The sequence below is a fragment of the Streptomyces sp. Ac-502 genome (assembly GCF_045222935.1).
In the GTDB taxonomy this organism is placed as follows: domain Bacteria; phylum Actinomycetota; class Actinomycetes; order Streptomycetales; family Streptomycetaceae; genus Streptomyces; species Streptomyces monomycini.
In genome coordinates this window covers 1,008,553-1,029,164 of sequence record NZ_JBHFFO010000001.1, presented here as the reverse complement: position 1 = coordinate 1,029,164, position 20,612 = coordinate 1,008,553, and the positions used below count along the sequence as shown (strand labels likewise).

Here is a 20,612-nt window from a genome sequence, read left to right as displayed (position 1 = left end):
GTGCGGGTGCGGTGCGATCGGCGTCGGGTGCGGTGCGGGGACCGACGTGTTCGGCGTCGGGCAGGGGCAAGGGTCCTCCTAGCTGCGGGGACACGGCGAGGCGTGGGGGATCACGTCAGCGAACCACGCGCGGCCGCGTGCCGCGACCACATACGAATGATTGATTGCTGAAGCACTCGCTCCGCTTCGTAGGGGTCCCGAGCGCCTTTGCCCGTGCCGAGGGAGCCGGGTACTCCGGGCCGTACGCCCCCCATTTTGGATCAGCGGGTGACAACCGCTCGTCCCCGGGCACCCGGGCAGCATGAACGATGCACCGAAGAATCCGGACCCGGTACCGGAGCACACCGCCGGACTGGAGCCGGGCGGCGGGGTCCCGCCGGGCGAGACACCGCCCGCCGAGGGCAGCACCCCGGACGCCGGGCCCCTGGAGACGCACAACCCGACCCGCGGCTGGTCCAAGGGGCCGGTGCTGGCGCTCGCCGTCGTGGTCGTCCTTGTCGCCGCCTTCTTCATCGCCCGTATCTGGGGGTGTAGGCACGCGGGCCGGGTACGGGAGACAGGGCGGTGGCCGCGCGGGTCAGGTACGGGCGGGCGGTGCGAGACCGCGCAGGCCAGATACGGGCGTGGCTCAAGACGGCTTGCGCAACGGCCCGGTGTAGTCACGGAACAGCAGGATCTCGCCGTCCCGGATACGGAACAGTTGCACCGAGCGCCCCTCGAACGCGTCGCCACGCCCCACGCCCTTGGCGAGCGTCTCCGTGACGACGACCTCCGGGTCCTCGGTGCGGTGCACGGCGAGCGTCCGGAGCACGTCGACGCGCAGGGCGGACATCGCCGCCCGTGCGAACGCGCGGATCGCCTCCCGGCCCTCGATGCGGTCGGGGATGTCCGGGCCCGCGAACGGCAGCTCGATCACGCCGTCCGGCGCGAACAGGTCCGCGAAGGCGTCCGTGTCCTGCGCCGTGACCGCGACGCACCGCTGTTCGAGGACGTCCAGGGGGCTCACAGCAGGCATGGTCCCTCCGATCCCGCGCCGCCGGGCCGGCGGTCGGCGCACCGGCCTCTGACGCCGAGCAGAGTAGCGCCGTGCCGCACGGGCAGTCAGCCCGCGCGGCACGCGTGGCGGCTCGGCGCCCCCGCCCTAGTACCGGCTACCCGGCCTCCTCCTCGCCACCGCGCACCGCCGCGAGAGCGGCCGCGGGGTCCTCGGCCGCCGGACCCGCGGGCCCCCACTGCCCGCGCTCCTTCCGGTACGGCCACCATCGCCCGTCACGCCCGAGTCTGAGCTGTGCGCCGCCGCCGGCCACGGTCCAGCGATTGCGGTCGTGGCGCAGCTGTGGTGGTGGTTCGTCCGCCTCCCAGGCGTCGGCGAGCTGAGCCGTCGCGCGGGCCAGGGCCGCCGGTTGCGGGGTCCACTCCTCCTCCAGTACGGCAAGCGCCGGTACGCCGCCGTACTCCCACGCTTGTACGGCCAGGGACAGCGCTCTGGCCGTACGTCCTGAGCCGGTCGCCAGTCGTGCGACGGTCCGGGAGTCCGGCCCGAGCGCTGCCAGACGTACGGCGTCCTGGGCGCGGGTCAGCGCTGCTTGTGGCGGCGCATCGGCATGCCCGGGGGCCAGCGCGTCGGCCAGCAGCCGCTGAGCGCGCGCCGCCGTGTCACCCACCAAGAACTCCAGCGCCGGCACGTCCACTCCGGGAGCTGGATCCGTCCCCCTCCGAGGACCGGAGCGGCGCCCGGCTCGACCACGGCGGGCGGGGGCGCGGGCAGCGGCGGCAGGATGTCGCGTGCGGCGTACGCCTCCGTCGCCGGTATGCCCTCGGACGCCGCCGGTTCCACCGCGCACTCACTGGACGCGAGCTGCTCAGTGGCTTCCCGCGCGCGCATGGCGGTACGGGCCTGAAGGTCCTCCAACAGCTCCTGCTCGCCCCGCCCGCGCATCAGCAGCAGCACGAAAGGGTCCTCGTCCAGAAGGCGGGCCGTCTGGTGGCAGAGCGCGGCAGTGTGGGAACAGTGGTCCCATGCCCCGCAACCGCACTCCGCCTCCAGGTCACCGATGCCCGGGAGCAGTTCGATGCCTGCGGCGGCCGCGTCCTCCACCAGATGCGGCGGCATGTCGTGGTCCAGCAGCGCCGCGATGTGCCCGGCCCGGTCCGCGACCAGGTCCAGGAAGCGGTCCCAGTCCGCCGCGCTCAGCTCCTGGAGCAGCACGTCGCAACGGTACGGCGTACCGTCACGGTCCCTGACGACCGCCGTGATCCGGCCCGGCTGTACGGAGACCGCGCCCACCGCCCCCGCCCGCGCGTGCCGGCGGCCCTGCTTGACCTGCTGGCCGTCCAGCGCGCTGTCCGCCAGCGCCTTCAGCCAGGCCAGGCCCCACCAGGTCCGCGCGAAGCCACGGCCGTGCGCCGGCGGCAGGGCGGCGAAGGTACGCTCCCTGCCCGGCCCCGGAAGGCGCGTGTCCCCGGAAGGTTCCGGGCGAGCTTCCCTGGCGTCCTCGTACAGGTTCCTCATCGCTCGCTCCCTCGCAGTGCCACCAGGTCCGCCAGCTCGGCGTCGGTGAGTTCGGTCAGCGCGGCCTCGCCGGACCCGAGCACCGCGTCCGCCAGCCGCTGTTTGCGCGCCAGCAGGCCGGCGATCCGGTCCTCGACCGTGCCCTCGGCGATCATCCGGTGGACCTGCACCGGCCGGGTCTGGCCGATGCGGTACGCACGGTCGGTGGCCTGCGCCTCGACCGCCGGATTCCACCAGCGGTCGTAGTGCACGACATGGGCGGCCCTGGTCAGGTTCAGCCCCGTACCCGCCGCCTTCAACGACAGCAGGAACACCGGCACCGCACCGTCCTGGAAGCGGCGCACCATCTCCTCGCGCCGCGCGACCGGCGTGCCGCCGTGCAGCAGCTGCGTCGGCACGCCGCGCCCCGCCAGGTGCGTTTCGAGCAGCCGCGCCATCCGCACGTACTGCGTGAACACCAGCACCCCCGCGTCCTCGGCGAGAATCGTCTCCAGCAGCTCGTCCAGCAGCTCCAGCTTCCCGGAACGGCCCGCGATCAGCGGCCGCTCCTCCTTGAGGAACTGCGCCGGGTGGTTGCAGACCTGCTTGAGCGAGGTCAGCAGTTTGACGACCAGACCGCGCCGCGCGAGGCCGTCCGCCGCCGCGATCTCGCCGAGGCCCTCGCGCACCACCGCCTCGTACAGCCCGGCCTGCTCCTTGGTCAGCGCCACCGCCCGGTCGGTCTCCGTCTTCGGCGGCAGTTCGGGCGCGATGCCCGGATCGGACTTGCGGCGGCGCAGCATGAAGGGGCGGACGAGCCGGGCCAGCCGGTCGGCGGCAGCCGGGTCGGCGCCGCCCTCGACAGCCGTGGCGTAGCGCTCGCGGAAGCGGCCCAACGACCCCAGCAGCCCCGGCGTGGTCCAGTCGAGAATGGCCCACAGCTCGGACAGGTTGTTCTCGACCGGCGTGCCGGTGAGCGCCACCCGGGCGCCCGCGGGAAGGCGGCGCAGCGCCTTGGCCGTCGCCGAGAACGGATTCTTCACGTGCTGCGCCTCGTCGGCGACGACCAGGCCCCAGCGGGTCGTCGCGAGCTTCGCCGCGTCCAGCCGCATCGTGCCGTACGTGGTGAGGACGAACCCGCCGTCCGTCAGGTCCGCGAGGCTGCGCCGGTCCGCGTGGAAGCGGTGTACCGGGGTACCGGGCGCGAACTTCTCGATCTCCCGCTGCCAGTTGCCCATCAGGGAGGCCGGGCAGACGACGAGCGTGGGCCCGGCGGAGGCGGGGTCGCTCTGCCGGTGCAGATGCAGGGCGATGAGGGTGATGGTCTTCCCCAGTCCCATGTCGTCGGCGAGACAGCCGCCGAGGCCGAGGGAGGTCATGCGGTGCAGCCAGTCGAGGCCGCGCAGTTGGTAGTCGCGGAGGGTGGCGGCCAGGGCGGGGGTTGCGATATGGGCTGCTCGGTGGCGGTGTTCGGGCCGGTGGCGTCCGGAGCAGTGGCTTCCGGAGTGATGGCTTCCGGAGTGGTGGCTTTCATTACGGCGGTGTCCGGTGCGGTGGCTTCCGGTACGGCGGTGTCCGGTGCGGTGAGCCGGTCGCGGAGGCGGGCCAGCCAGCCGGACGCCTGCACCTCCACCCGGGCGCCGTCCCCGGACTCGGCGGTCCCGGTGAGCGCCGCGCCGAGCGCGTCGATGGGCGTCACCTTGCGGTCCTGGCGGTCACGGGCCGCCCGCAGCGCCTCGGGATCGACGAGCACCCACTGGTCACGCAGCCGTACCAGCGGACGTCCCGACTCGGCCAGCCGGTCCAGCTCCGCCCTGCTGATCTCCTGGTCACCGACGGCGAAGCGCCAGCTGAACGCGAGCAGCGCGTCGGCCGAGAGGAAGGACGGCACGCCGGACGCGGCGCGGTCCCGACCGGCAGCGTCGTCGTCCGGGCCCGCTTGCGCGTGCGGTGGCGCGTCGTCCTGGTCGGGCGGCCCCACCACGGCCCGGGTACTGAGCCCACGTACCAGGTCCCGTGGCCAGTGCACCTGCACACCGGCGGCGGCCAGCGCACGCGAGGCCGGTCCGAGCAGCTCGGCGATCTCCTCGTCGGCGAGGTCCACCGCGTCCGGCACGGCGGCGGACAGCAGGGGCGTGAGCGGCGCCCAGGCAGCGGCGGCGCGGCGCAGCGTGAGCAGGGTGTCCATCCTGGCCCGCGGGCCGAACGCCTGCCCGGTGGGGAGTCGCCCGCCCACACCTCGGCGGCGTCGGCGACCAGGGCCGGGTCGGTGGGGTCGTGCAGTTGGAGAACGGCGGTGAAGCCGGCGCGGCCGGTGGCGGCGGCCACGGGGCGGTCCGTGTCCGTTCCGGGCAGTTCGGTGATCTCCACACGCAGGGAGATCCGTACGCCCGCGTCGTGCCCGGCCGCCACATCGGCGGCCCAGTCGCGCTGTTCGGGGATGTGCTGCGGCTCGGGCGCGGCGAACGCCGGTCCGCCGGTGACCAGGGGGCGGCGGGGGAGCGGGGCAGGCCGTCCGCCACCGCGTCCAGGAAGTCGCGTACCAGGCGCTCCGGATCCGGCAGCAGTACGGGGCCGGAGCCGGGGCCGGCGCTGCCGGAGAGCGGGACGGCGTGCGCCTGCGGCGGCAGCGATGCCGCCAGTTCGCGCAGCCGCTCGACATCGTCGGGGTCGAGCGGGCCGACGCGCCACGCGTCGTGACCGGAACGGCTCACTCCGGGCAGCAGCCGCCCGCGGGCGACGAGTTGCAGCGCCAGTACGGCGGCGGCACCCCAGAAGGCCGCTGCCGGGTCGGACGTACGGGACGCACGGGCGCGGGTGAGGACGGGCAAGGCGTCGGCGACGGGCAGCACGACGGCCGGAACGTCGATCAGCTCGATGCCGTCCCCGTTGCCGGCCCTGTCTCCGTTCCCGTTCCCCTTCCCGCTCCCGTCGCTGTGGCTGTCGTCCGGTCCTGGGGCGGTCGGGACGGCGATGGTCAGCGACTGCGTCGGCCACCCGGTCCCTTCGTCGTCTGCCGTGCCGTCCGCACGCCAGAAGGCGACCTGCCCCGTACGGGCGGGATCGGCGGGCAGGAAGACCGCCGCGCAGTGCGCGAGCGCGGCCGGTGGTGCGGAAGGTGCCGAGGGAAGAAGTGCCACGTGCAGCAAGCTCCTCAAGTTTGACTACTGGCGACCGGAGCGCCCGAGGGTACAGCACGACCGGGGGTGGCGCCGACCGCTGCCCGCGGTGGCCCGGCGGCCCGTCGGCACGGAGGGAACCCCTGGGGCCGAAAAGGCGTTCAATGGGGTACAGCGAGCGCGGCAACCGCCGCGGAAGGGACGTGGAGGATGTCCACGAACGCAAAGGTCGCCGTCGGCGGCGTGGCGGCGGGAGTGATCCTGCTGTGGCTGCTGCCGTTCTGGGCGGCGGTGCTGGTCATGGTCGGTGTGCCGGCGGTGTCGTATCTGACGCTGGATCCCTCGCAGCGGCGCAGGCTGCGCCGCGTGACCCGCAAGGAGATAGGCCGCTGACCGGGTGGCCGGTGCCCGGACGTCCGGCGGTGTGAGCCGGGCGGGCGGCCGGGCCGCGACGACGTCCCCGTCAGCTGGACCCGTGGGCGAACGGCTCACGGGTGGGGCGCCGCCACGGCTCAGGACCGGACCGTCAAGCCGGCCGGACCGCCAGCGCTTCCAGCGCCCGCAGCAGCCCCGGCAGCTCGGGCCCACGTCCCACCGGCAGTATCTCGCCGGGCTGCTCGTCCAGGAGGACGAACGCGATGTCGTCGGTACGGGCCACCAAGCTCCAGCTCGGGCCGTCCACACGGAGCGTACGGGCCTCGTCGGCGGCGAAGGACGAGCGGATGCGCCCCGGTGGTGGCGGCTCGGCCACGTAACCGCGTGCCTCGGTCAGGGCCCGCCGTACCCCGGCGTGCGGCTGGGCCCCCGGATCGACGAACGTGACCTCGCCCTCGACCTGTTCGCGCCAGGCCGCCCATTGGAGCGCGATCCCGTCCGCGCCCATCCGGCGCTGCGCCGGCCCCCACTGGGTGGCGTCCGGCGGCCTGAGTACGGCCGGACCGCCCTCCTCCGGTTCCGGGTCGTGCGGCGCGGGCACCCCCGGCGCCGCGACGGCGAGCGCGATCGGCCAGCCGGGCAGTGCCTCGACCATGCTGTCCTCGTCGGGTGAGAGGTCGTACTCCATCCCGCAGTCCCAGGCCGCGACAGCGCACGCGACGAGCGAGACGTCGTCCGTCACCACGGTCCAGCGCGCACCCGTGCCGTCCTGCCCGAGGACCAGGCCGTACCCCTGCTCGTACGGTGCGAGGCCGAGCCCGGCGCACACCTCGGGATAGTCGTTGCCGAGCACGCTCGGGAACTGCGCGGGCGTCAGCAGTACGGCCGACAGGACGAGCAACTGGTCCTCGGCGACGCCCTCGGGCGTGGCTCCGCCGGAGTTTTTGGCCGTGGACGTACCGGCGCTCTCGGTCGACACCCGGGGCCTCCCCATCCGATGCGCATCCGATCAGTCGTCGGCGCACCCTAGTTGGCCGGGCGGCGGCTTGTCACCAGTCGTACGCCACTGCCCCGGAAACCGGCCACCCGGAGCTCGGCCCCTGCCTCGGCCCCGGTCCTCCTGTCTCGGGCTCTCAGGCCACCGGCAGATTGAGCAGATCACGCGCCACCGTCTGCGGCGACTCGCCGCGCTCCCGGGCGAGCGCGATCACCGCCCGGCAGGCCAGCTCGTTGATGCCGAAGGCGAGCGCCTCGGGGAGACCCACTCCGCCGACTCGGTGCTGCGCTCGTCGTCGTCCTCGGCACACGCCGCCACATGGGCGGCCGCGGCCTCGAAGATGTTGTGCCGCCGCTTCGCCCCGGGGGCCCGGGGCTCGTCGCTGCCCCGAAGGTGCGTCCCGGTGCGGTCGTGGGTGAAGAAGTCCCGAAGGTCACGGAAAAATTCGGCTATTTCGCGCAAGAATCCGGTCATCATGTCCCCCATATCCGGTTCCCGTTCCGGTCGTTCCAGTGTGCCCCCGACGCTTACGATGGGAACTTCGGCGACGAAAGGGCGGGTACTCGGTGCGGCGTTATGACTGGCTCAAGGAGATCCAGCGGCTGGACCCGGAACGGGACTTTCTGCGTATCCACCGCATCACCACGACGTACGAATTCCCGTGGGACGTCGCGCGCGCCCTGGAGCTGGCGCTCTACCGCACCTACGCCGTTCCCAGCATCGGCCGGCTGCTGGCCGAAACCGCCGAGCTGACGGACCGTACGCAAAAGCGCTACGACGACACCGCGCTCCTCCTCGACTCGGTGATGGAGCACGGCTTCGACTCCGAGGACGGCCGGACCGCGATCCGCCGCATCAACCAGATGCACCGCGGTTACGACATCACCAACGACGACATGCGGTACGTGCTCAGCACCTTCGTGGTGGTTCCCAAGCGCTGGCTCGACCAGTTCGGCTGGCGCCGGATGAGCGAGCACGAAAAGCATGCCTCGGCCGTCTACTACCGCACCCTCGGGCGTCATATGGGTATCACCGGCATCCCGCGGGACTTCCAGGAGTTCGAACGCTGCCTGGACGATTACGAGCACGCGCATTTCGGCTGGGACGAGGGCGGGCGCCGGGTCTCGGACGCGACACTCGGCCTGATGGCGGGCTGGTACGGTCCGCTGGCCCCGGTGGTGCGCCGCGCGAGCATGGCGCTGCTGGACGACGCCCTGCTGAACGCCTTCCGCTACGAGCGTCCCGGACCGGCTGTCCGTGCCGCGGTGCACGGCGCGCTGCGGCTGCGCGCCAAGTCCGTACGCCTGCTGCCGCCGCGCCGGCGCCCGCACTACGCCCGCCAGAACCCGGAGATCAAGGGCTATCCGAACGGCTTCACCATCGCCGACCTCGGCACCTTCCCCCAGGGCCGCCCCACGGGCGGCTGCCCCGTACCGCATTGAGACGTCTGGCGAGCGCAACTGTCTCCGCATGATCGCCGTCGCTCGTTCCGGCGCCATACTTGAGCGGTGACCGAGGAAGACAGGAAGTACGCCCGACGGTGGCCGGCCGAGCACGGCGTCACCCCGGACGGCGGACGCGTGGTGCGACCAGCAGGCGCCGGGCGAGGTCCTGACACCGAACGAGGTGGCGCACGCGTGGGCGGACGAGGCGCTGTCCGACTGCGCCCTGGACGCGTCCGCCCGTCTGCGGCTCGCGTTCGGCCTCCTGGACCTGCTGGGCGACTACTGGGTCATCTGCGAGCTCCGCTTCGCCGTACGGGACGAGCGGCACCCGTTGCCGGCGGACCCGTTCTGGGACGCCTGCCGTCGGCGGCTGGAAGGGCCTGAAGAGCCCGAAGTCCTCCTCCACTCACTCTGGGCGGACTGGTTCGAGGACCGGGCCACCGCGGAGGAGGCGTTCGCCGAGGTGCTGGGCGACGACGTGAACGCCATGGGTGCACCGGACGACGGCACCGCAGAGACACCGGGTCCGACGATGACGGTCCGCGCGGCGCCGGGTCTCACGACGCCGCATGTCACGATGCCCGAACTCGCGACGCCGGACGGTGCGACGCCGGACCTTGCGACGCCGGACGGTGTGGCACGGGACGCCATGCTCCGTCGCGCCGCCCGGGTCATCGGCGTCTCGGGGCCCGTGCCCTGGCCGGTGAAGCACGCCGCGTACCGGACCGCCGCGACGGTCCCGCACCTCCACCCCGCGCTGTTCCGCGGCCTCCTCGGCAGCTACCACGACCTGTACGGCGATCTCGACCCCCGCGCCGCTCTCGCTCTCCTGGACGAGCTGGACCTGCCGACCGCCACCGAGCACCTGGCTCCGCTGCGCGCGGCCCTCACGGCTGGCCACCGCAACCACTACAGCGCACCGGACGCCTGGCCCCGGGTGCCGGGTGCCGGACGCGTCTCAGGCCCCCTGACGCACGGCCAGCGCCAGGTAACGGGCGTCCTCGTCCACGTACCGCACCAGGTCCCAGCCGGAACGCGCCAGCAGCGGCCGCAGATTGGGCTCGGCCCGTAGGTCGCCCGGCGTGATCGGGCGCCCCTTCCGTGCCGCCAGCGCGGCCCGCCCGACCGGGTGGAACAGCGCGAGCCGGCCGCCGGGCCGGACGACCCGGGCGAGTTCCGCGAGACCCGCCCGGGGGTCGGCCAGATGGGACAGCAGACCGGCGGCGAAGACCGCGTCGAGCGCGGCATCCGGCAGGGGGAGCCGCTGCACGTCAGCGAGCACCAGAGGCGCCAGACGCCCACGTCCGGCCCGCACGGCTGCCGCGAGCATCTCGGGGGTCAGGTCGGCGCCCAGCACCGTCCCGCCCACCCCGACGGCGGCCCGCAGGACAGGCAGCGCCCGCCCCGTACCGCAGCCCGCGTCCAGCACCCTGTCTCCGGCGCGCAGCTCCATCGCCGCGACGCCCGCCTGGTAGGCGGGACCGTCGTCGGGGAACCGCGCGTCCCAGTCGTGCGCCCGGGAGCCGAAGAACTCCCGCACGTCATGCGCCTGAGCGGTGTCCTCGGGAGCCTTGGCGGCGTCGTCGTCCATACGGCAACTCTAGGGCGCTTCTGACGGATCTCCGCGGCATCGCGACGCCGCACCCACTCTCGCCGCACGGCGCAAAGGGACAGGTGGCTCCACCACATGACCCTTCACACCGCACGCCGAGCGCACGCACCGAACACCGCTCAGTGTGCTCCACGGAGATCCATCAGAAACGCCCTGGGCGCCGCTGATCGTCGGCGGGTCGCGGTGGTTGGTGCCGCAACTGTTTCCCCTCGACGTCTTACGTTCCCGGCCGCCCGGCGTAATCATGCAGGCATGACGGACACGGGGAAGTGGAATTTCGTCGACCATTTCGGTGCCGATCCGCAGGGCCTCGTCGACGCGGCGGCTCTCCTGCAGCACGCGGTGACCACCATCTGTGACGCCGGCGGTGGCACGCTGGTGATTCCCCCGGGCGTTACCGGATGCACAGCACGGGAACGGTGGTGCCGGATCCGGGAAACCTGACCGTGATCGCCTACGGCGCCCATATTTTCCGCAGCGACACCTCCACCATCGACACACTCTGGGGCGGTGGTTTCTCCCACGACGGCTACAACGGTGCGTCCAACATCAGCATCCACGGCGGTCTGTGGGACGGCGGCCCGGGAAATCCGCGGCCGCTGGACATGTTCGCCTTCTGCTCCGCGGAGAACATCCTGTACGCGGACCTGGTGGTCGAGAACATTCCGGACTGGCACGCGATCGAGTTCCACGGCGTCCGCAACGGCACGGCGCGCAACTGTGTCTTCCGGCGCTTCAAGGCCACCACGCCGACCCGCTTCTTCTCCGAGGCGATCGAGGTCCAGGAAGCGCCGGACGGTACGCACAGCAGCGGCATCGTCGTGGACGGCTGCTCGGCCGACGGGTATGGAGCCCTGGTGGGTACGCACACGGCCACTTTCCCGGGCCGTTTCCACGACGGCCTGCGGGTGGTGAACAACAGGATCACCAACACCAAGAACTACGCCGTACGCGCGCACAACTGGCGTCACGCGGTCATCGCGAACAACCTCATCGAGGACTGCAACAGCGGAATTCACGTACAGGTGGATCCCGCCGCGCAGTACCGGTCGTGGTACTGGTCGCAGACCGAGGACATCATCATCGCGCACAACGTCCTGACGCACATGGGGCTGGAGAAGCAGCCGGGCCAGGGAGCGCGGCACGCCACCATCGGTGTGTACGGAATGGCGGACACACCGATGGAGAACGTCGTCGTGACGGGGAACATCATCCGTGACTGGGCCAGTTCGAACGGCATAGCGTTGCAGTACGTGCACGAAGCTGTGGTCACCGGAAACGTCGTGAAATACAGCCAGGGCGGCGACGGCACCGCGATACTGTTCGCCTCCTGTTCCGGCGGAACGGCCACCGGAAACAATGTCCGTTACGCCGGTTCGGGCGTGGTCGGCGCCGAAGTCTCCGCCGGAAACAGGATCAGTCTCCGGTGAGCGCGGTGCGTCGTGGTGCCGCGCGGCGCGTGGTGCCTACGGTGAACGCGGGCGGCTGGGCGGCCGAGCGGTCAGCGGGTCCGTCGGTCAGTCGTTCACCCGGGCCAGTGAGAACCCGTCGTAGCCCTTGCGGCCCACGGTCTGCACCGCGGTGGCGGTCAGCTTCGGGTTCTCGGCGATGAGTTCCAGGAACCGGCGGATGCCGCGGATCGAGGGATCCGTACTGTCGGCATCGGCGATGTTCCCGCCCCGCACGACATTGTCCCCGATGATCAGGCTGCCGGGGCGGGTGAGTTCGAGCGCCCGCTCCAGGTAGTGCGGGTTGTTCGGCTTGTCCGCGTCGATGAAGACCAGGTCGAACGGTTCGGCGTGCTCGGCGACGAGCTGCGCGAGGCTGTCGAGCGCCGGAGCGACGCGGACCTCGGTGCGCTCCGCGAGGCCGGCGCGCGCCAGGTTGGCGCGGGCTACCGCGGCGTGCGTGGGGTTCGCCTCCAGGGAGATCAGACGGCCGTCGGCGGGCAGGGCGCGGCCGAGCCAGATGGTGCTGTAGCCGCCGAGCGTGCCGATCTCCAGGATGCGCCGGGCGCCTTGAGTCCGGGCCAGGAGGTGGAGCAGTTTGCCCTGCGTGGGGGTGACGCTGATGTGGGGTAGACCGGCCGCTTCGCTGTCACGCAAGGCCGCATGCAGCGCTTCGTCGTCCGGGGCGAGCAAGGAGTCGAAGTAGTCGTCGACCGTGTTCCACTGCTGCTGAGACATGGGATCCCTTCGCCTACCTATTTAGGTTCGCTAACCAAACTGTACGGGCGCGTGCGCCTGTCCGGGTGATCTGCGTACGGACACCGATGCCGCTGCGGTCACGCCCGCCTCTCAGGTGCGGTGGCCCCGCTCGTGCAGCGGCGTGAGGTGGTCGCACAGTTCGCACCGTGGCGCGTCGTGGGCGGCCCGGATGCCGAGCAGCGGCTCGCCGCAGATGGCGACCAGCGGCCGTACGGGCGACTCCCGCGGATGGCAGATGCGGCAGACGTTGTGCCAGGGGCCGGCCTCGTTGTCGCCCGCGGCGGGAACGGCCGCGATGTCCGCGCCGGTACCGGTGGCCTCATGGGTGGACATCATCAGCCTTCTTTCTCGCGTCCCGCCGGCGCGTCGGCCGGTCTGCGGCGCGGGCTCCCCGTTGGTGGCACCCGGCCGGACCGTGGCCGGGGCTTTCTTCCGAAGCGTATGAACTTGTCAACTCCGTGCCACGCTGTGTAGCGAAAGGAGTACGGTCCTCGCCATGGTTTTCGAGGCGCACGACGAACCCCACGACGTACCTGTAGCGCCTGCTGCCGGGCCCGCGAACACCCCGGACGACAGTGCGGACGACGGCGTCGACGACAGTGTGCTGGCTCTGAAGATCCTCGTGGCGGGCGGATTCGGGGTCGGCAAGACGACGCTGGTCGGCGCCGTCAGCGAGATCCGGCCGCTGCGCACGGAGGAGCAGCTCAGCGAGGCGGGCGCCGCGCTGGACGACGCCCGGGACGTGGTGCGCAAGCCCACGACCACCGTGGCGATGGACTTCGGCCGCATCACCATCAGGGCCGGACTGTCGCTGTACCTCTTCGGCACGCCGGGGCAGGACCGTTTCTGGTTTCTCTGGGACGACCTGGCGCAGGGCGCGCTGGGCGCCGTGGTACTGGCCGACACACGCAGGCTGGAGGACTGCTTCCCCGCCGTGGACTACTTCGAGAACCGCGGGATTCCCTTCCTGGTGGCCGTCAACTGCTTCGCCGAAGCGCGCGCTTACGGGGCAGACGAAGTGGCGCGGGCGCTCGACCTGGACCGGGGCACGCCGGTGGTGCTGTGTGACGCGCGGGACCGCGACTCGGGGAAGGAAGTGCTGATACGGCTGGTCGAGCACGCCGGGCGGGTGTACACCGCCAGGCTGCTCGACTCGGTGGGGTGAGCGCGCGCCCACGGCTGTCACCCTCCGGCGCGCCTCGTCGCCGGAGCGCGGCCCGGCGGCATCAGCGGGCGAGATCGGCGACAGCGACGACCTTGCTGATCCGGACCCGCACGAGCAGCTCCCCGGGGACGCCGTTTCGCGCGCCGTACTCCTCGGCCCGCCCCTCGCCCATGTAGCGGGCCGCGATACGGGTGGCCCAAGCGCGCACCTCGGAGAGTTCGTCGCTGGTCTCGGCCAGGCCCTCCACGATCACGAAGCTGAACGGCGGGCGGTCGTCGTCCACACAGAGCGCGATACGGCCGTCCAGGGCGAGGTTGCGTCCCTTGACCGTGTCGGCGCCGGTGTTGAAGACGAGGTCGTCGCCGTCCAGCAGGAACCACACCGGCGCGATGTGCGGGCTGCCGTCGGCCCGTACGGTCGACAGCTTGCCGGTGCGGGTGCCCTCGGACAGGAAGCCCTGCCACTCGTCCTTGCTCATTTTGCGTGCCATACCGCCATCCTCCGCCATGCGGCGCGAACGGGCCGCGCGGCCGCACCGAGCGCGTCGGCCCGGCCGGGTCGCTTGCCCGGACGGCGCGGGTGGTCCAGGCTTGCACGGCAGTTGCCCACGGGGACACGGGGAGGAAGAGGTATGGCTCTGAGCAGCGGACTCGACTGGCTGCTGGACGATCTGACCGAACGGATCGACCAGGTGCGGCACGCCTTGGTGCTGTCCAACGACGGACTCGTCACGAGCGCGAGCGAGCGGCTGGCGCGGGAGGACGCCGAACACCTGGCGGCGGTCGCGTCGGGGCTGCACAGCCTCGCCAAGGGCTCCGGGCGGCACTTCGAGGCCGGGCGGGTGCGGCAGACGATGGTCGAGTTCGACGACGGCGTGCTGTTCGTGACGGCGGCGGGGGATGGCAGCTGTCTGTGCGTACTGGCGGGTCCTGAGGCCGACATGGGGCAAATCGCCTACGAAATGGCGCTGTTGGTCAACCGTGTGGGGGAACACCTGGGGGTTGCGGCCCGGCGGCCGGAAAGTTGTCCACAGGGCTGAAGTCGGGGGTTGACCGACTGTCGTACCCCACCGCTATCGTCGTCACTGTCGGTAACGAACCGGCGGGGATCCGTGGCGGATCCCGCGATGGAAGCGATGACGGGGGAGTGCGGCATGACGGTGATGTGCGACGGGCGGCAGGCGCCGGCGACGCTCACGGCGGAGGAAGAGCCCATCGCGGGGCTGCTGCTCACGCCTGGGCGAGCGGCCCGCGAACTGGGCCTGCGAAGCGGAGAGTTCGAGCTGGCGGCCCAGTTGGGGGAAATCCTGACGCTGCCGCCGGAACCCGAAGCGCGGCCCGGTCCGGCCGGTCCGTGGAGGCGGCGCAGGGTGCCGGCGGAAGAGGTCCGGCGGCTGCGCGCCGAAGAAGGCTTCCCCGGCACGCTGCGTGAGCGCCTGCGGACGGTCGGCGCGGCCGAGGCCGCCGAACTGCTGGGCATCGGCGCGGGCCGTTTCCTGCGGCTGGCCCGCGCCGGCTGCTTCGTCCCGGTCCGCTTCTACGTGAACCGCTACGGCGCCGTGGTCTGGCTCTACCTCGCCACGGAGCTGACGGAATGCGCCGCCCGTCAGCCGGAGCTGCTGCGGGGCGACCTCCCCTGGTGATCAGGGTCATGCTCGACGGCGGGCAGGACTGGCGCGGCCGGAAGTGGCGCAGCCGCCGGGTGGCCCGGCTGATGGGCCAGGCGGTGGACGACTGGGAGTCGGCGGCGGTGATCGCCGCGGTACTGCCGCCCGAGGAGCTGGCCTCGGTCGTCGAAGACCCACTGGAGCGTTCCGTGCTACGACGCCTGCGCCCGGCCCTGGCCCTGCCGGGGGTGAGCCCGGCAGCCCGGGAGGCGGTCGAGCGGGCGACGACGGCGGAAGAGTTCGACGAGGTGCTCTGGTACCGCGTCAACCTCTCCCGCTCCCTCGACCGTGCCCGCCACCGACAACCGGCGGCCGGCCGTCTACGCCACCCCACCCGACCAGGCGGCACCGCACCGACCGGACCGGAAGGCGCTCCCTTCCGTATTCCCGCGGCCCCCACAGCTCCCACGAGCCCTGCGACCGCCGCGGCTCCCGCATCCTCCCTGCCGCCGCTGCGGTCACCCGTCCTGGCGGCGCCCGCCCCGAGGCCGACACCTCGCGAGACCTGACCTGTGCGCCATGACCCGGGGACGGCCGGAACCGTCTACGCTCCCGTCCCCTCCGCGTACGGCTGCTCCAGGCTGTGGTCCTTGGTGTGGGGGCGCAGGAGACCTTCCTGGACGACGGAGACGAGGAGGTTGCCCGCGCGGTCGTAGATGCGGCCGCGGGCCAGGCCGCGGCCGCCGGTGGCGATGGGGGACTCCTGGTCGTAGAGGAACCACTCGTCCGCGCGGAAGGGGCGGTGGAACCACATCGCGTGGTCGAGGGAGGCCATGTCGAAGCCGCGCGGGCCCCAGAGCGGTTCGATCGGGATGCGGACGGCGTCCAGCAGGGTCATGTCACTGGCGTAGGTCAGCGCGCAGGTGTGGATCAGCGGGTCCTCGCCCAGCGGCCCGACCGCGCGCATCCAGACCGCGCTGCGCGGCTCCGCGCCCTCGATCTCCTCCGGCTTCCAGCGGAGCCGGTCGACGTAACGGATGTCGAAGGGCTGCCGGCGGGCCATCCGCTCCAGCGCCTCGGGCAGCCCGCCCAGGTGCTCGCGCACCTCGTCGGCGACGGTCGGCAGCTCCTCGGGGGCGGGGACCACGCGGCGCATCGGCAGTTGATGTTCGAAGCCCGGTTCGGGCCGATGGAAGGAGGCGGTCAGATTGAAGATCGTACGACCCTGCTGGACGGCGACCACCCGGCGCGTGGTGAAGGATCGGCCGTCCCGTACCCGCTCCACTTGGTACACGATCGGCACGCCCGGCCGTCCCGGGCGCAGGAAGTACGCGTGCAGCGAGTGCACGGGCCGGTCGCCCTCGGTGGTCCGCCCGGCCGCGACCAGCGCCTGTCCGGCCACCTGCCCGCCGAAGACGCGCTGGAGGCTTTCCTGCGGGCTGCGGCCGCGGAAGATGTTCACCTCGATCTGCTCCAGGTCCAGCAGATCCACCAGGCGCTCGGCGGGATTGGTCATGGCCGTACGTCCTCCGTCGGGTGTCTCGACGCCCTTGCTCGGTGGTGCGCCCCGCGAAGGGCGCACCACCCGGTCACAGCTGGCCCACGGCGGTGACGCGCACGACCGCGCGCCCCTCCTCGTCGGAGGCCGTCAGGTCCACCTCGGCGGAGATGCCCCAGTCGTGATCGCCGTTGGGGTCGGCGAAAGTCTGCCGTACCTTCCACAGCCCGTGCTCGGGTTCCTCCTGAATCTGCAACAGCTTGGGCCCGCGCGCATCCGGACCGGTGCCCAGCTCGTCGTACTCGTCCCAGTACGCGTCCATCGCCTCGCCCCAGGCGTCCGCGTCCCAGCCGGACTCCGCGTCCATCTCGCCGAGCTCCTCGACCTTGTCCAGCGCCGCCAGCTCGACCCGCCGGAACAGGGCGTTGCGTACCAGCACCCGGAACGCCCGCGCGTTCGCGGTGACCGGCTTGACCTGGTCCGCCCGCTCGGCGGCCTCCTCGGCCGTCTCCTCCGCCGGGTTGGCCAGCTGCTCCCACTCGTCCAGCAGGCTGGAGTCCACCTGGCGGACCATTTCGCCCAGCCAGGCGATGATGTCCTCGAAGTCCTCGGATTTCAGGTCGTCCGGCACGGTGTGGTCGAGCGCCTTGTACGCGCTCGCCAGGTAGCGCAGCACGATGCCCTCGGTGCGGGCGAGCTCGTAGAACGAGGTGAACTCGGTGAAGGTCATCGCCCGCTCGTACATGTCGCGGATGACCGACTTCGGCGACAGCGGGTGGTCGCCCACCCACGGGTGGCTCTTGCGGTAGAGGTTGTACGCGTGCGAGAGCAGCTCCTCCAGCGGCTTGGGGTACTCGACGTCCATGAGGCGCTCCATGCGGTCCTCGTACTCGACGCCGTCGGCCTTCATCTGGGCCACCGCCTCGCCCTTGGCCTTGTTCTGCTGGGCCGCGAGGATCTGCCGCGGGTCGTCGAGGGTGGACTCCACGACCGAGACCATGTCCAGCGCGTAGGAGGGCGACTCCGGGTCCAGCAGGTCGAACGCCGCCAGCGCGAAGGTGGACAGCGGCTGGTTGAGCGCGAAGTCCTGCTGGAGGTCGACGGTCAGGCGGACGATCCGCCCCTCCGCGTCCGGTTCGGCGAGGCGCTCGACGATGCCGCCGTCCAGCAGCGAACGGTAGATGGCGATGGCACGGCGGATGTGCCGCAGCTGGTTGCGGCGCGGCTCGTGGTTGTCCTCCAGCAGCTTGCGCATCGCCTCGAAGGCGTTGCCGGGCCGCGCGATCACGGACAGCAGCATGGCGTGGGTGACCCGGAAGCGGGAGGTCAGCGGCTCCGGCTCGGAGGCGATCAGCTTCTCGAAGGTGTTCTGGCCCCAGTTGACGAAGCCCTCCGGCGCCTTCTTGCGGACGACCTTGCGGCGCTTCTTGGGGTCGTCACCGGCCTTGGCGAGCGCCTTCTCGTTCTCCACGACGTGCTCGGGCGCCTGGGCGACGACGAAACCGGCGGTGTCGAAACCGGCCCGTCCCGCGCGGCCCGCGATCTGGTGGAACTCCCGGGCCCGCAGGGTGCGCACGCGCGTGCCGTCGTACTTGGTCAGAGCGGTGAACAGGACCGTACGGATGGGGACGTTGACGCCGACGCCGAGCGTGTCCGTACCGCAGATGACCTTCAGCAGGCCCGCCTGGGCGAGCTTCTCGACCAGTCGGCGGTACTTGGGCAGCATGCCGGCGTGGTGCACACCGATACCATGCCGGACATAACGGGACAGATTCCGTCCGAACTTGGTCGTGAAGCGGAAGTTGCCGATGAGCGCGGCGATCTCGTCCTTCTCGGCGCGGGTGCACATGTTGATGCTCATCAGCGCCTGCGCCCGCTCCACGGCCGCGGCCTGCGTGAAGTGCACGATGTAGACGGGGGCCTGCCGCGTCTCCAGCAGCTCGGTCAGGGTCTCCGTCATCGGGGTCGCCCGGTATTCGTACGACAGCGGCACCGGCCGGGTCGCGGAGCGCACCACCGCCGTCGGCCTGCCGGTGCGCCGGGTCAGGTCCCCCTCGAACCGCGACATGTCGCCGAGCGTCGCCGACATCAGCACGAACTGGGCCTGCGGCAGTTCCAGCAGCGGGATCTGCCAGGCCCAGCCGCGGTCCGGCTCGGCGTAGAAGTGGAACTCGTCCATGACGACCTGGCCGATGTCGGCGTCCTTGCCGTCCCGCAGCGCTATGGAGGCGAGCACCTCGGCGGTGCAGCAGATGACGGGGGCGTCCGCGTTGACGGAGGCGTCGCCGGTGAGCATGCCGACGTTCTCGGTGCCGAAGAGCTTGCACAGGTCGAAGAACTTCTCCGACACCAGCGCCTTGATCGGCGCGGTGTAGAAGGTCACCTCGTCACGGGCCAGCGCGCTGAAGTGCGCACCCGCGGCGACCAGGCTCTTTCCCGACCCGGTGGGGGTGGACACCACGACGTTCGCCCCCGAGACCACCTCGATCAGCGCTTCTTCCTGGGCAGGGTAGAGCGCGATGCCCTGCTGTTCGGCCCAGCTCGAAAAGGCTTCGAAGAGGGCATCGGGGTCGGCGTCGTTCGGGAGATGATCGATGAGGGTCACGCCCCCATACTGCCTTCCCGTGGTCCGGATCGGACAACCGGCGGGTCAGACCTAGATCATCTGACGCTACGCTGTGTCGCCGACCCGGCGTCAGAACCCGGGGATCCGAGCACATGTCCAGATCGATCCGGGATGGGGAACGACCATGATGGGACCGGCGCACTCGCTGTCCGGCGCCGCGGCCTGGCTGGGGGTGGGCGCGGCGACGGCGGCCGCGGGCTGTCCGATGCCCTGGCCGGTGCTCGTCGTCGGCGCGCTGATCAGCGCCGGCGCGGCACTCGCCCCCGACCTGGACCACAAGTCGGCCACGATCTCCCGTGCCTTCGGACCGCTCTCGCGGACGGTGTGCGGCGTCGTCGACACCATCTCGCACGCGGTCTACAAGGCCACGAAGATGCGTGGCGACTCGCAGCGCAACGGCGGGCACCGCACCCTCACCCATACGTGGGTGTGGGCGGTCCTGGTCGGCGGCGGGATGTCCCTCCTGGCGGTCCAGGGCGGCCGCTGGGCGGTGCTCGGCATCCTCTTCGTCCACATGGTGCTGGCGATCGAAGGACTGCTGTGGCGGGCGGCCCGGGTCTCCAGCGACGTCCTGGTGTGGCTGCTGGGCGCCGCGACGGCCTGGATCCTCGCCGGAGTCCTGGACCAGCCGGGCAACGGGGCGGGCTGGCTGTTCACCGAGCCCGGCCAGGAGTATCTGTGGCTGGGGCTGCCGATCGTGCTCGGCGCGCTGGTCCACGACATCGGCGACGCGCTGACCGTCTCCGGCTGCCCGATCCTGTGGCCCATCCCGATAGGCCGCAAGCGCTGGTACCCGCTCGGCCCGCCGAAGGCCATGCGGTTCCGCGCCGGAAGCTGGGTGGAGCTGAAGGTACTGATGCCCGCGTTCATGCTGCTGGGCGGCATCGGAGCGCTGGGGGCGCTGGGCTACATCTGACGGGCGGCGGGACGGCCCGGGCGGCGTGGGGCAGACGGCATGGCGGGGGGCTTCGCCTCCACCCGGCAGGTCGCCCGCCACCCGGCCGGTGTCGTGCCCGGCTCTTGATCGTCGGCCCTTCCGCAAGGACAGGGCTGGTGCGCTGGTTCGCTGCTGCTCCCGGGAGGAGAGGTACGGCGACGGTCCGGGCCGCGATGTCCCGGAGGGCCGCCATGACGAGGCCCAAGACCGTTTTGTCCGCGGATGGCCCGATCATGTTCGAGGGCCGATGGCAGAGCCTGATGCTGTCGAATCTCTACAGTCACCTGGGCCGGACCCGTACCTCCGCCGAAGCGGCCGTCGGAGGTGGCCGGACCCGTCCCGTCGTTCTGCTGGTCTACACGGAGATCCCGGAGCGTTTCCGGGCCGGTGTGACACAGATCAAGGCGACCGACGTGGCCATGAGACCGGTGTGGCCGGGGAGCGGCTGTTCACCGGTGTGGCCGCCGTCGATCTGATCCGCAGCGCCACGGGCGCTCTCGGTTCCCGGCAGCGGAGCCGCGCTCCCTGGAGCCG

17 protein-coding genes and 5 pseudogenes are annotated in these 20,612 nt (G+C 71.8%); 11 read left to right on the top strand and 11 right to left on the bottom strand.

Annotation, left to right across the window (positions count from 1 at the left end; translation table 11 throughout):
• Window positions 1-301 precede the first annotated feature (301 nt).
• Window positions 302-517, top strand: a pseudogene (locus ACEXOX_RS04440) (DUF6480 family protein); the annotation flags it as partial.
• Window positions 518-628: 111 nt separating this feature from the next.
• Here the strand turns inward: ACEXOX_RS04440 and ACEXOX_RS04435 are convergent.
• From ACEXOX_RS04435 to ACEXOX_RS04425, 3 genes and pseudogenes are all read right to left on the bottom strand, one after another.
• A complete protein-coding gene (locus tag ACEXOX_RS04435) occupies window positions 629-1,006 on the bottom strand; it encodes a nuclear transport factor 2 family protein (RefSeq protein ID WP_406519183.1) in 378 nt (125 codons plus the stop codon).
• A 145-nt stretch (window positions 1,007-1,151) separates the two neighbouring features.
• Window positions 1,152-2,512, bottom strand: a pseudogene (locus ACEXOX_RS04430) (SWF or SNF family helicase).
• Window positions 2,509-5,631 (bottom strand): annotated as a pseudogene (locus ACEXOX_RS04425) (DEAD/DEAH box helicase). The pseudogenes ACEXOX_RS04430 and ACEXOX_RS04425 overlap by 4 nt, the downstream one beginning before the upstream one ends.
• Window positions 5,632-5,820: 189 nt before the next feature.
• Between ACEXOX_RS04425 and ACEXOX_RS04420 the strand changes: the two are divergent.
• The gene (locus ACEXOX_RS04420) at window positions 5,821-6,003 is read left to right on the top strand and encodes a hypothetical protein (RefSeq protein ID WP_406519182.1); all 183 of its coding nucleotides are present in this window, start codon (window positions 5,821-5,823) and stop codon (window positions 6,001-6,003) included.
• A gap of 133 nt (window positions 6,004-6,136) precedes the next feature.
• On the opposite strand, the gene ACEXOX_RS04415 is transcribed toward ACEXOX_RS04420, so the two are convergent.
• Window positions 6,137-6,964: a hypothetical protein gene (locus ACEXOX_RS04415; protein WP_406519181.1), complete on the bottom strand. Its 828-nt coding sequence runs from the start codon at window positions 6,962-6,964 to the stop codon at window positions 6,137-6,139.
• A gap of 154 nt (window positions 6,965-7,118) precedes the next feature.
• Window positions 7,119-7,459: pseudogene (locus ACEXOX_RS04410) on the bottom strand (hypothetical protein).
• Window positions 7,460-7,548: 89 nt separating this feature from the next.
• Here ACEXOX_RS04410 and ACEXOX_RS04405 point away from each other — a divergent pair.
• Both ACEXOX_RS04405 and ACEXOX_RS04400 read left to right on the top strand, forming a co-directional pair.
• Window positions 7,549-8,424, top strand: a complete 876-nt coding sequence (locus tag ACEXOX_RS04405; RefSeq protein ID WP_406519180.1) for an oxygenase MpaB family protein — start codon at window positions 7,549-7,551, stop codon at window positions 8,422-8,424.
• Between the two features lie 184 nt (window positions 8,425-8,608).
• Window positions 8,609-9,499, top strand: coding sequence for a hypothetical protein (locus ACEXOX_RS04400; protein ID WP_406519179.1), 891 nt, complete (start codon window positions 8,609-8,611; stop codon window positions 9,497-9,499).
• On the opposite strand, the gene ACEXOX_RS04395 is transcribed toward ACEXOX_RS04400, so the two are convergent.
• Entirely contained in the window at window positions 9,386-10,018 is a 633-nt protein-coding gene (locus ACEXOX_RS04395; protein ID WP_406519178.1) for a class I SAM-dependent methyltransferase, read from the bottom strand. The two genes, ACEXOX_RS04400 and ACEXOX_RS04395, sit on opposite strands and share 114 nt — an antisense overlap.
• Before the next feature lie 273 nt (window positions 10,019-10,291).
• Here ACEXOX_RS04395 and ACEXOX_RS04390 point away from each other — a divergent pair, with 273 nt between their 5' ends.
• Both ACEXOX_RS04390 and ACEXOX_RS04385 read left to right on the top strand, forming a co-directional pair.
• Window positions 10,292-10,483, top strand: a complete 192-nt coding sequence (locus ACEXOX_RS04390; protein WP_406519177.1) for a hypothetical protein — start codon at window positions 10,292-10,294, stop codon at window positions 10,481-10,483.
• Window positions 10,462-11,469, top strand: a complete 1,008-nt coding sequence (locus ACEXOX_RS04385) for a NosD domain-containing protein (protein ID WP_406519176.1) — start codon at window positions 10,462-10,464, stop codon at window positions 11,467-11,469. Before ACEXOX_RS04390 ends, ACEXOX_RS04385 begins: the two co-directional genes overlap by 22 nt.
• Before the next feature lie 87 nt (window positions 11,470-11,556).
• Here ACEXOX_RS04385 and ACEXOX_RS04380 read toward each other — a convergent pair whose 3' ends face one another.
• Both ACEXOX_RS04380 and ACEXOX_RS04375 read right to left on the bottom strand, forming a co-directional pair.
• Window positions 11,557-12,225, bottom strand: a complete 669-nt coding sequence (locus ACEXOX_RS04380) for an O-methyltransferase (protein WP_406519175.1) — start codon at window positions 12,223-12,225, stop codon at window positions 11,557-11,559.
• Window positions 12,226-12,336: 111 nt separating this feature from the next.
• On the bottom strand, window positions 12,337-12,582 hold the full coding sequence (locus tag ACEXOX_RS04375; RefSeq protein WP_406519174.1) for a hypothetical protein: 246 nt from the start codon (window positions 12,580-12,582) through the stop codon (window positions 12,337-12,339).
• 160 nt (window positions 12,583-12,742) lie between these two features.
• On the opposite strand from ACEXOX_RS04375, the gene ACEXOX_RS04370 reads away from it, so the two are divergent.
• Window positions 12,743-13,411: a GTP-binding protein gene (locus ACEXOX_RS04370; RefSeq protein ID WP_406519173.1), complete on the top strand. Its 669-nt coding sequence runs from the start codon at window positions 12,743-12,745 to the stop codon at window positions 13,409-13,411.
• A gap of 61 nt (window positions 13,412-13,472) precedes the next feature.
• On the opposite strand, the gene ACEXOX_RS04365 is transcribed toward ACEXOX_RS04370, so the two are convergent.
• Window positions 13,473-13,901 (bottom strand): PPOX class F420-dependent oxidoreductase, encoded by a 429-nt coding sequence (locus tag ACEXOX_RS04365; protein ID WP_406519172.1) that lies wholly within the window; start codon window positions 13,899-13,901, stop codon window positions 13,473-13,475.
• A gap of 141 nt (window positions 13,902-14,042) precedes the next feature.
• Here ACEXOX_RS04365 and ACEXOX_RS04360 point away from each other — a divergent pair, with 141 nt between their 5' ends.
• Together ACEXOX_RS04360 and ACEXOX_RS04355 are read left to right on the top strand one after the other, a co-directional pair.
• Window positions 14,043-14,450 (top strand): roadblock/LC7 domain-containing protein, encoded by a 408-nt coding sequence (locus ACEXOX_RS04360; protein ID WP_030023263.1) that lies wholly within the window; start codon window positions 14,043-14,045, stop codon window positions 14,448-14,450.
• An 87-nt stretch (window positions 14,451-14,537) separates the two neighbouring features.
• Window positions 14,538-15,586: pseudogene (locus ACEXOX_RS04355) on the top strand (DUF6397 family protein).
• 35 nt (window positions 15,587-15,621) lie between these two features.
• Here ACEXOX_RS04355 and ACEXOX_RS04350 read toward each other — a convergent pair.
• Window positions 15,622-16,533: an acyl-CoA thioesterase gene (locus ACEXOX_RS04350; RefSeq protein WP_406519171.1), complete on the bottom strand. Its 912-nt coding sequence runs from the start codon at window positions 16,531-16,533 to the stop codon at window positions 15,622-15,624.
• A gap of 73 nt (window positions 16,534-16,606) precedes the next feature.
• Window positions 16,607-19,120 (bottom strand): RNA helicase, encoded by a 2,514-nt coding sequence (locus ACEXOX_RS04345; RefSeq protein ID WP_030023260.1) that lies wholly within the window; start codon window positions 19,118-19,120, stop codon window positions 16,607-16,609.
• Between the two features lie 145 nt (window positions 19,121-19,265).
• On the opposite strand from ACEXOX_RS04345, the gene ACEXOX_RS04340 reads away from it, so the two are divergent.
• Window positions 19,266-20,057: a metal-dependent hydrolase gene (locus ACEXOX_RS04340; RefSeq protein WP_406519170.1), complete on the top strand. Its 792-nt coding sequence runs from the start codon at window positions 19,266-19,268 to the stop codon at window positions 20,055-20,057.
• A 254-nt stretch (window positions 20,058-20,311) separates the two neighbouring features.
• The gene (locus tag ACEXOX_RS04335) at window positions 20,312-20,554 is read left to right on the top strand and encodes a hypothetical protein (RefSeq protein WP_406519169.1); all 243 of its coding nucleotides are present in this window, start codon (window positions 20,312-20,314) and stop codon (window positions 20,552-20,554) included.
• Window positions 20,555-20,612 lie beyond the last annotated feature (58 nt).

Bases quoted from the DNA above. Each gene is read 5' to 3' on its own strand.
- ACEXOX_RS04420 (WP_406519182.1), top strand. From the start codon at position 5,821: ATGTCCACGAACGCAAAGGTCGCCGTCGGCGGCGTGGCGGCGGGAGTG.
- ACEXOX_RS04395 (WP_406519178.1), bottom strand. From the start codon at position 10,018: ATGGACGACGACGCCGCCAAGGCTCCCGAGGACACCGCTCAGGCGCAT.
- ACEXOX_RS04390 (WP_406519177.1), top strand. From the start codon at position 10,292: ATGACGGACACGGGGAAGTGGAATTTCGTCGACCATTTCGGTGCCGAT.
- ACEXOX_RS04380 (WP_406519175.1), bottom strand. From the start codon at position 12,225: ATGTCTCAGCAGCAGTGGAACACGGTCGACGACTACTTCGACTCCTTG.
- ACEXOX_RS04375 (WP_406519174.1), bottom strand. From the start codon at position 12,582: ATGATGTCCACCCATGAGGCCACCGGTACCGGCGCGGACATCGCGGCC.
- ACEXOX_RS04370 (WP_406519173.1), top strand. From the start codon at position 12,743: ATGGTTTTCGAGGCGCACGACGAACCCCACGACGTACCTGTAGCGCCT.
- ACEXOX_RS04365 (WP_406519172.1), bottom strand. From the start codon at position 13,901: ATGGCACGCAAAATGAGCAAGGACGAGTGGCAGGGCTTCCTGTCCGAG.
- ACEXOX_RS04360 (WP_030023263.1), top strand. From the start codon at position 14,043: ATGGCTCTGAGCAGCGGACTCGACTGGCTGCTGGACGATCTGACCGAA.
- ACEXOX_RS04350 (WP_406519171.1), bottom strand. From the start codon at position 16,533: ATGACCAATCCCGCCGAGCGCCTGGTGGATCTGCTGGACCTGGAGCAG.
- ACEXOX_RS04340 (WP_406519170.1), top strand. From the start codon at position 19,266: ATGATGGGACCGGCGCACTCGCTGTCCGGCGCCGCGGCCTGGCTGGGG.
- ACEXOX_RS04335 (WP_406519169.1), top strand. From the start codon at position 20,312: ATGTTCGAGGGCCGATGGCAGAGCCTGATGCTGTCGAATCTCTACAGT.